At 46.9% G+C, this 8,531-nt stretch carries 9 protein-coding genes; 3 read left to right on the top strand and 6 right to left on the bottom strand.

All coding sequences use genetic code 11. From position 1 onward, the window contains the following. The first annotated feature begins 193 nt into the window (after nucleotides 1-193). Both ABRS97_RS18515 and ABRS97_RS18520 read left to right on the top strand, forming a co-directional pair. Nucleotides 194-787 (top strand): sigma-70 family RNA polymerase sigma factor, encoded by a 594-nt coding sequence (locus ABRS97_RS18515; RefSeq protein WP_367816344.1) that lies wholly within the window; start codon nucleotides 194-196, stop codon nucleotides 785-787. Between the two features lie 52 nt (nucleotides 788-839). Further along, a complete protein-coding gene (locus ABRS97_RS18520; RefSeq protein WP_367816346.1) occupies nucleotides 840-1,118 on the top strand; it encodes a helix-turn-helix domain-containing protein in 279 nt (92 codons plus the stop codon). A gap of 188 nt (nucleotides 1,119-1,306) precedes the next feature. Here ABRS97_RS18520 and ABRS97_RS18525 read toward each other — a convergent pair whose 3' ends face one another. The 3 genes from ABRS97_RS18525 to ABRS97_RS18535 are packed head-to-tail and all read right to left on the bottom strand — an operon-like array spanning nucleotide 1,307 to nucleotide 4,506. After that, nucleotides 1,307-2,287 carry a 2,3-diaminopropionate biosynthesis protein SbnB gene (locus ABRS97_RS18525; RefSeq protein ID WP_367816348.1) on the bottom strand — a complete coding sequence of 327 codons (981 nt, stop codon included), beginning with the start codon at nucleotides 2,285-2,287 and terminating at the stop codon, nucleotides 1,307-1,309. A 4-nt stretch (nucleotides 2,288-2,291) separates the two neighbouring features. Beyond that, nucleotides 2,292-3,269 (bottom strand): 2,3-diaminopropionate biosynthesis protein SbnA, encoded by a 978-nt coding sequence (gene sbnA, locus ABRS97_RS18530; protein ID WP_367816350.1) that lies wholly within the window; start codon nucleotides 3,267-3,269, stop codon nucleotides 2,292-2,294. Between the two features lie 13 nt (nucleotides 3,270-3,282). Further along, nucleotides 3,283-4,506: a phenylacetate--CoA ligase family protein gene (locus ABRS97_RS18535; RefSeq protein ID WP_367816352.1), complete on the bottom strand. Its 1,224-nt coding sequence runs from the start codon at nucleotides 4,504-4,506 to the stop codon at nucleotides 3,283-3,285. Between the two features lie 130 nt (nucleotides 4,507-4,636). Here ABRS97_RS18535 and ABRS97_RS18540 point away from each other — a divergent pair, with 130 nt between their 5' ends. Then, the gene (locus tag ABRS97_RS18540) at nucleotides 4,637-5,440 is read left to right on the top strand and encodes a YheC/YheD family protein (RefSeq protein WP_367816353.1); all 804 of its coding nucleotides are present in this window, start codon (nucleotides 4,637-4,639) and stop codon (nucleotides 5,438-5,440) included. A 186-nt stretch (nucleotides 5,441-5,626) separates the two neighbouring features. Here the strand turns inward: ABRS97_RS18540 and ABRS97_RS18545 are convergent, their stop codons facing one another. From ABRS97_RS18545 to ABRS97_RS18555, 3 genes are all read right to left on the bottom strand, one after another. Beyond that, a complete protein-coding gene (locus tag ABRS97_RS18545) occupies nucleotides 5,627-5,854 on the bottom strand; it encodes a DNA-binding protein (protein ID WP_367816355.1) in 228 nt (75 codons plus the stop codon). Nucleotides 5,855-6,006: 152 nt separating this feature from the next. After that, complete coding sequence (locus ABRS97_RS18550) at nucleotides 6,007-7,008, bottom strand: diaminopimelate dehydrogenase (protein ID WP_367816356.1); 1,002 nt, start codon at nucleotides 7,006-7,008, stop codon at nucleotides 6,007-6,009. A 108-nt stretch (nucleotides 7,009-7,116) separates the two neighbouring features. Continuing rightward, nucleotides 7,117-8,238, bottom strand: coding sequence for an acyltransferase family protein (locus tag ABRS97_RS18555; protein WP_367816357.1), 1,122 nt, complete (start codon nucleotides 8,236-8,238; stop codon nucleotides 7,117-7,119). Nucleotides 8,239-8,531 lie beyond the last annotated feature (293 nt).

Raw genomic sequence — 8,531 nt, forward strand, 5'->3', positions numbered from 1 at the left:
TCTTCACTTTTTCTGTTATAAGCAGAACAGGTGAGGACTTTCTACATATTTTATTCGCAACTATGTCAATATATAGATAATTTTGAAACAATTTTGCTTAAAACAGAATATAATTAGGAACAAGTGTTCCTATAGGTTGTTTTATTTACTATATTTTCCACTTTACAAAATAAAAGTAAGGAGGAAAAGGTTAATGAATGATTCTGAAGTTGAATGCCCTTATTTAGAAAGCACTGCTTACCAAACGTTAATACAACATCCAATAATGCAATCTTTTTTTAAAAATAAAGCTAATATGAATTTATTTTCCAATGTGCTGAGTAACCCCAACGAATCTAATAAAAATCAATTAGATCAAGCGTTTAAAGAATTCTATTTGGAACTACGACTCACCAAATACATATCGACTTTGATTCATTACAGTTCAATTGATTTCGATAAAAAACAAAGAAGAATACAAAGCAAATCGTTGCTTATTCTTGACCAACCCTTACCAGACTTAAATAATGATAACTTATGCATTAAAGAATCAATACCTCAGGAAAATGGTGATCCAGAAACTATATATGAGCTCAAAAGTAATAAACTGGAGGATCAATTTTCGGATTCCAAACTATTTAAGGCCATCCAAGTACTAACACCGAAAGAGAAATCGATCCTTACGCTGGCATTTATTAATCATCTTTCTGATACTCAAATTGCCAATCATACTGCTGTCTCCCAACAAGCCGTCACCAAAATGAAAAAAAACGCATTAAAAAAATTGCGAGAATCAATAAAAATCTAAGCTAGTGCTTCATTCACCAATTAATTGTAAGATTTGAAAGGAGACTTTTTTTATGGATAAACTTGCTATATTAATTAAAAAGGCGAAGAAAAATGATCACGATGCCATGAAATCCATAATCGTGATGTTTAAGCCGAAACTAGATCAATCGATGTATCAAACACCGTTTCAAGAACGAGCTGATCTTAAACAGGAAGTTTGTTTGAAAATTGTTGAAGCCGTTCATCGATACGACCTAGATGCCACACCAGGCTTTTGGGATTTTCTAAGAATGATAAAAATTAACGAGCTATCCATTTTCAATTACTCAGAGATTCGGGAAGTGCAATGAATGATTTATCGAAAGACTTTTTCAACAGTGTTGCACGAAAAGTGCCATAGGGTTTAGAAGCATCGGCTTTTTTAAAATACTGAAAGTTCCGTCGAGCAGGAAGAAGAAACCTCACGCCAAAGATCCTTCTTCGAAACTCCGATGAAGGATCTTTGGTGTGCTCACCCTGCGAATCAGCTTCACAGCGATCAGGATTCTTCGCCGGTATCCAGAACGGTACCTATCCCAAGACGTGATGCTTCCCGCCAGTAATAAGCCGCCAATCCGACATCGAATACAGCCAGGCCCATCGGATTGAAATACACCGGCTCGTCAGCACCATACGCATTCAACCCGTCACGGCACAGGACGTCTGACAACGTACGGACCTCGGATTCATCCAAGCCGCGCTGGATGTGCATTTGTTCCACGTCCGTATTTTCACGGCATACCTCCTGCCAATCATCAACGATGATTGCCTTAACATCCGCTACGCTTTCAAGCTTATAATCCCGAAGCGATACGTTCAGCAGCAGCGCCCCTGCCGGTGGCGATTCATCGATATACCGCTCAGAAGCGACCGTGCAGGTGGCAATGACATTAGCTTCCCTATAGGCCTCTTGCCAATCACTGGCTATATCTGTTATGGCACGGACAGCCTCAGGTATCGTGTCCGGGTCGATCCCTTTCAAATCATACAACGTGATTCGCTTCACCCTATCGCCGAATAGATCCGCACACATTTCGAGATGCAACCGGCCTATCGGCCCCCAGCCGATAATCCCCAAACGCAGTTCAGCAAGCTCCTTCGCGGCAACATATGCGCCTAGCATCGAAGCGCTAACTGCTGCCGTTCGCAGACCGCTCAGCAATCCGCTTTTGAAAAAAGCGACTGGCTCGCCCGTTGCAGGATCATTAAGGATCATGGTGTTATGGGCTCTGGGCAACCCCAGCTGGTAATTCTGAGGGAAACTCGCAATCCATTTGATCCCGGACATATTCACAGAACCGCCAACATAGGCAGGCATGGCAATGATACGGTTCGACGGCTCGCGGAAACGCAGATACGGTTTCAAGGGATGAGCGCAATCCCCTCTATCTTTGATGCTGACTACCTCTTTAATGATGCCCGCCAGCTTCCCCCAGTCGATTCCAATCTGGCGGATATGACGATCGTGTAAATAAATCATATGGCTATCCTCCATGCGCGGAACGGGGGTCGAAATTCAGTTCCTCCCGCACCCAATCATCGTTATACACCGTGCTCAGATACCGTTCCCCGCGATCAGGGAGGATAACGGCGCACACCGATCCCTCAGGGATGCTGTCTTTCATCCGGCGGACTACCGTAATCACGCCTCCAGCCGATGCGCCGGCCAAAATGCCCTCTCGCTCGACCAAGTCGCGGCAACCTCGAACACAATCCTTTTCGTTCACATACATTACGTAATCCGCCACATCATCTCGATGGAGCCCCGGCGTTATGCCGGCACCCAAACCCGGAAACCTTCGCGGACCCTTCTTCCCGCCGAAAATGCTGCTCCCTTCCGCATCCACGGCTACAATCTTAGTAGACCACTGTCGCTTTCGAATATAGTCGCTGCAGCCTCTGATCGTTCCACATGAGCTAACACCGCAAAACAAATAATCAATGGGCCCAAGCTGATCCCCAATTTCGCTCATTGTTGATTCTGAATGGGCCATTGCGTTATCCGGGTTCCCGTACTGGTTGGTCCAATAAGCGTGTGGAATCATCTTAAGCAATTCGCCTACTCTTCGAATGCGTGCAGGCAGGAATTCCCCTGTCGCTGCATCCGCTTCCGTAACCAGATCAATTTCTCCGCGAAAGCTGCGAATAATCTGTTTATGCTGTTCCGTCGTGCGTGGATCCACTACACAAATAAAGCGAAGCCCCAGATAACAGCACAACTGCGCTAAGCTGATCGCCAGATTGCCTGAGCTGGACTCGATGATGACACTATTGCTTGTAACCTCACCTCGGCGGATGGCCTCCCTGAGCATATACATCGCTGGTCGATCCTTGGCGCTACCTCCAGGATTCATCCACTCCAACTTCCCGTAGACAAAGAAAGGCTCCGCCTCGAACAATCGCCGTAGCATGATAAGCGGCGTGCCGCCAATCGCTTCGACGATGCCTCCCTCGAGCTTCATGTGCATTCCTCCTTCATTCGTATACGATTTTTTTATGTTTAACGGAGCTGCGGTGAAGCGAATCATCGAAGCTGCTCCCGATCACTTGAATGCCCTCCAGAATGCCTGACCGGATCATCATGCCGATCTCCGGCGTTCGCTCTTCCAAATCGCTGCGGACGCGCTCCAGCAACGACGGATCCACCACCTGCGAGCCATAAACATAAACCCGCAGCGCATTGCCCGCCACCTTTACGCGAACACTGGCATCGCCCAAGTGACGGTATACCACGTCTTCAATATCGTAGATACTAATTTTTTCTCCGTGCTTCAAGTCCGGCCCTATTCTCTTCACAATGCTCTGAAAGCTCTGCCTGAGCGTTCCTTCCACTACTATGGGGCGTAAGTCGCGTACAACATCGTAAGTCACATAACGCAGGGCGGGAAACGAATCCCTCACCATCGATGTTAGTACAAGCACCTGCTCCTCATCCGGCAATGGGTCCATGTCGGCTCCAAGCCCCTCCGCGCTTATCCCTTCGGCAATGAGCCCATCAACAACTACGTAGCGTCCATGCTCATGAGAGAAATACGCGATGGTCCCAATCTCGATAGAACCGTACGTGTCCGTTATTTGTTCCACGCCGATGCCTAGTCGTTCCGCTGCTCGCCGCATCCAGCCCGGTGAAGCAATCTCGCCAACCAGAATGACATGGCGAATGCCGTAAGAGGCCGGCTCCTCCGAAGCAAGCAAAATCCGCTCCAAAATGGACGGCATCGTATACAGCACCTCAGGCTGAAAATCCTTTAATCGTTCGATATGTTGTTCTACCGGCAAACGAAAAGAAAGGGACTCCACTTCCATGCCCAAACGACGGAACACGTCAACAGCTGTCGCTTCCGCATGACCTGTACCCATATCCGCCATGGCCGTCCGAAAGCCGCCCGTTCCAAGAATCGCCCGGAACACATCGAGCTTAATGCCCAGATAAGCCGCTTCATCCGATTCGGAATAGAAGATTGTTTTGCGGCGATTAGAACTTGTACCAGAAGTTCGGTAACGGTTCAACTCGTTGATCTGCTCCATCGGGTTATCTGCCGTATAATAATGCGTTTCCAGCTTAGATGCTGTCATTAGCGGCAGCTTTTCGAGAACAATCCCCTCATTTCCGCTATTCCCGTCAAGCTCTGGATCGTACCACGGGAAGCTGTATGACATCCTTTCGACAATTTCCTTTAGCTCACTCTGCGTCGACATCAACCCTTCCCCCTTTCCCCACTACCTACCATATGCGCTCCACCTTTACGGGGTTCAACCAACCAGCACCTACTTCCGCCTTGTTCCGTATACTGCAAGAGATTCGCACAGAAGAAAGGGTGGATACAATATGAACAGGAAACTCACACGAGTTTCGAGTAAATGGTTCAAAACCAAAATCGTGTTGAACGATGAAAAACTCGCCGGACATATACCAGCCACACGTAAATTTACACGCAGTCGTTTATTAGCCATGCTGGAACGTTATGCCATGCTTTATGTCAAACCAGATACAGGATCACGTGGAATCGGCGTCATACGTGTAGAGAAGAAAGGAGGCTTATATAGATATCAAAGCGGAGTACGCGCGTATAAATTTTCAACCTTCCCAGCCTTCTATCAATCGTTAAAGAGCAGAATTGGCAAAAGGCGCTACCTCATTCAGAAGGGTATTCACGTCTTGAGGTACGAAGGACGCCCCTTCGACTTTCGTGTCATGATCCAGAAAAATCCTGCTCGCAGATGGGAATGTACAGGAACCGCAGCGCGCGTCGCTCATCCCCATAAAGCTGTAACGAATGGGAGCCAGGGCGGTACCATTTTCTCTCCGGCCGATCTGCTTCATCCTTTGGCCGGGACTAACAAAACGGCAGCATTGCTGAAACAAATGAACACGATCGCGCATAGGACTGCGAAGCAGTTCAGCCGCCACTTTCCGGCCATGAATGAACTGGGGCTTGATATAGCGATTGATCGCAGCATGAAGCCTTGGATTCTGGAGGTGAACACGCATCCCGATCCGTGTCCATTCACGAAACTCACAGATAAGCGCAACATTCGTAAAATCGTCGCTTACGGCAAAGCCTATGGACGCCGATATCGTTTGACTTGCTCAAAAGCCAAGAAAGCACCAAAACTCAATAGTAAAAAATGATTGTGGATATCTAAAGCTGTGGATATGTTGACATGATTGGGGGAAGTTATGCACAATAAGGCTTTGATGCTTGTGGGGATTGTGCATAAATTTGTGGATAATGGCACAAGTATAGACAAAATAAAACGGGAGCCCTTCTCTAGGGTCTCCCGTCTTGACTTCCATTCGGATTATTCAACTACAACTCTACGATCTGCTTACGATCTCGTCTATTTCACTCTTTAACAAAAGATACCTATGAACGCTTCTCATGATCGGAACCTTGGTCAGGTTGTTTTTTTCCACATATACTTTCATCTGATCTTTAGAAATGCCTAATGATCGACCCGCCTCAGTAACCGTCAAAACAACTTGATTGCTTGTTGCATTAAACGTCTTCTTCACCTTTTGATTCCAGTCTTCAAATACTTGCATACCCGGCAACCTTTCTCATTCCTATACCTTCTGAATACTTTTTATTATAGCATGTTTACTTATTAAACATACTTATTTAATTATGAGACTCTGATTAGAAAAAAAACGAGTCCTTAGAATCGCTTCCAAGGCTCGTTTCGCATTTTAGGGAATTACAGCAATTCTTTCCTCAGCTGTTCCGGCGATTTGGGGGATAAATAACCAGGCGCAATGTCGAATACTGTGCGCGCGCCCGATTGGCCTTCTCGGTTCAAGCGATAGGCAGCTCGTGCATAAGCGACTAATACGCTTGCTGTGAACTCAGGATTGCTATCCAGCGTCAAGGAATATTCGATCAGTTGCTTGCTGCCTGAACCAGTCAATCCACTGCGGAAAACAAATCCGCCATGCGGCATCGTAGCATGATTCTTTTGCAATTCTTCTTCCGTAATGAAGGTAACGGTCGTGTCATAGTCGGAGAAATAGTTCGGCATGGAGACGATCTCCTGCTTAATCCGTTCCAAATCCGCGCCCTCGTGCGCCACGACGAAGCATTCACGCGTATGCTTTTCGCGGGTCGACAGCTCTGGCGTATGCCCGCTGCGAATTTGCCCCATCACCTCTGAGGAAGGCAGCGTATACTGCACGCCGTTCTTCACGCCTTCCACGCGACGAATCGCATCGGAATGGCCCTGGCTGACCCCTTTCCCCCAGAACGTATACTCCTTGCCTTCAGGCAGGATGGATTGTGCGATCAGTCGGTTAAGGGAGAACATGCCGGGATCCCAACCGGTGGAAATGACAGCCACTTGGCCGGATTGCTTGGCCGATTGGTTCACTTCATCGAAATAGTCCGGAATTTTCGCATGCGTATCAAAACTATCTACCGTGTTGAACATTTTGCTGAAAAATGGCCCCTGCTCCGGTAAATCCGTTGCCGAACCTCCGCATAAAATCAAAACATCAATCCGTCCCTTAAACTGCTCAACATCGGAAACGGAGTAAAAAGGCACATTGCCTTCCCCTTTCATCGATGCCGGATCACGGCGCGTGAAGATGCCGACCAGCTCCATATCCGGGTTCTGACGAATCGCAGAAACGACTCCTCGTCCTAAATTACCATACCCTACTATGCCCATCTTGATGTTTGCCACTAAGATACCTCCATTATGCATTTGTCATTGTTAAGTATAGAAAAAAAATGATAACATAACAAGGCATGTAAGCATTTTATCGTGCACGCACCACCCTAAGCATGGTCATAAAAGCACCGCGATATGCGCCTAGAGCACTTTTTTGGCATATGGAATTTTTCGGATGATCCCTGCCGCAGCCAAACAAAAGGCAACGGAAAGCGCCGAAACCAGTATCCATTTGATCATCGCCGGAAGCGCCACTCCGTGAAATACGAGCGTCCAGCCTACGATAATCGGCGGGTGTATCAGATAGACGGTATAGGCATGTTCGGATAACCATGTGGAGAAGCCGCTGGGGGTATTGAAGCATTTTTGAAACCAGGAAAGCAGCGTGATCACGATACCGAAACATACGAATGGCTCCCACATGGCATAAAAGAAAGCTTGAGCGTTGAAGCCGCCTTCAACATGCAAGGGTCCATCTAATGCGCCAGTAAAAACTAATCCTAGCGGCAGTATAGGAATCATTGCGATTGAAGTCCATTTCCAGACTCGTTTTAATTTCTCCGGAATTTGTGTCAACCACCCGTGCCGCTGCGCAATAATACCTGCAATGAAAAGCACAATGTACGAGGGGAAGTAGCCAAGCTGCAGCTCCAAAGGCCCCGTTCCAGTCGGGTATACCAATCGCACTATAAAACCAATAAGACCAATGGCAATTGCTGCGGCCAGCAATTTCTTTCCGCTAGGAAATGGTATGGATTCCTTTGCTCTCTTGCTTTTTCTGACTATGAATCGGTAGAGCACATACAGCAATGCAAAATAAATAGAAGCTTCTAAGAACCAGGCCGGGCCAAAGAACGTCCACCGGAAACTCCAGACGTTAGCCTTGTAAAATTCAGCTGCCGTTTGTTGATCGCGAAACTTGGCAAACCACACCGTCATCGGGCCGATCAGAAAGTAATACAGGAGCAGAGGGATACCCAAGCGGATAAGCCTGTCCTTTATAAATCTGGCAGCTCCTTTTTTCTCAAAGGATGGCGCGATGAAATAGGAAGAAATGAAAAAGAAAAGTCCCATAAAAAACGATTGGCACACGGCGGTGAATATCGTTAAAAGAACCATCGTCCCATTGACATGACTTTTATCGACATCCTCCAATATCCATGAGCCTGCTGCACCATAAGCAATTGAAGTATGAAACACCACAAGCAGAATGGTCAGGCACACCCGTAAATGATCTAAATATGCAAAGCGCTGCGCGGCCAAAAAGATACCCCCTATTTTTTGGTAATATTGTATCATATTCTTAATCTTTCGGGTGTAAATTCTATCTTACGGCAAGCTGTTACCAATTCTGCTGGAGCCGTCCTCATACCCGTCGATGTCCAATCTACGATCGTTTCGGACGAAAACGGATGATGGTCATCACGTCTGTCGGACAATGAAAAAGAGCACCTCGTTCACCCGAGGCCACTGAAGAACTTATGTTTTTTTACGGCGTCTCGCATAAGTTGCAAAAAAGACATCTACCTCCATTTTTTAGGGGGCGGATGTCTTTT

The organism is Paenibacillus tabacirhizosphaerae, assembly GCF_040812395.1.
Lineage (GTDB): Bacteria > Bacillota > Bacilli > Paenibacillales > NBRC-103111 > Paenibacillus_E.

Coding starts and splice junctions, on each gene's coding strand:
- ABRS97_RS18515 (WP_367816344.1), top strand. CDS start 194: ATGAATGATTCTGAAGTTGAATGCCCTTATTTAGAAAGCACTGCTTAC.
- ABRS97_RS18535 (WP_367816352.1), bottom strand. CDS start 4,506: ATGTCGACGCAGAGTGAGCTAAAGGAAATTGTCGAAAGGATGTCATAC.
- sbnA (WP_367816350.1), bottom strand. CDS start 3,269: ATGAAGCTCGAGGGAGGCATCGTCGAAGCGATTGGCGGCACGCCGCTT.
- ABRS97_RS18550 (WP_367816356.1), bottom strand. CDS start 7,008: ATGCATAATGGAGGTATCTTAGTGGCAAACATCAAGATGGGCATAGTA.
- ABRS97_RS18540 (WP_367816353.1), top strand. CDS start 4,637: ATGAACAGGAAACTCACACGAGTTTCGAGTAAATGGTTCAAAACCAAA.
- ABRS97_RS18545 (WP_367816355.1), bottom strand. CDS start 5,854: ATGCAAGTATTTGAAGACTGGAATCAAAAGGTGAAGAAGACGTTTAAT.
- ABRS97_RS18520 (WP_367816346.1), top strand. CDS start 840: ATGGATAAACTTGCTATATTAATTAAAAAGGCGAAGAAAAATGATCAC.
- ABRS97_RS18525 (WP_367816348.1), bottom strand. CDS start 2,287: ATGATTTATTTACACGATCGTCATATCCGCCAGATTGGAATCGACTGG.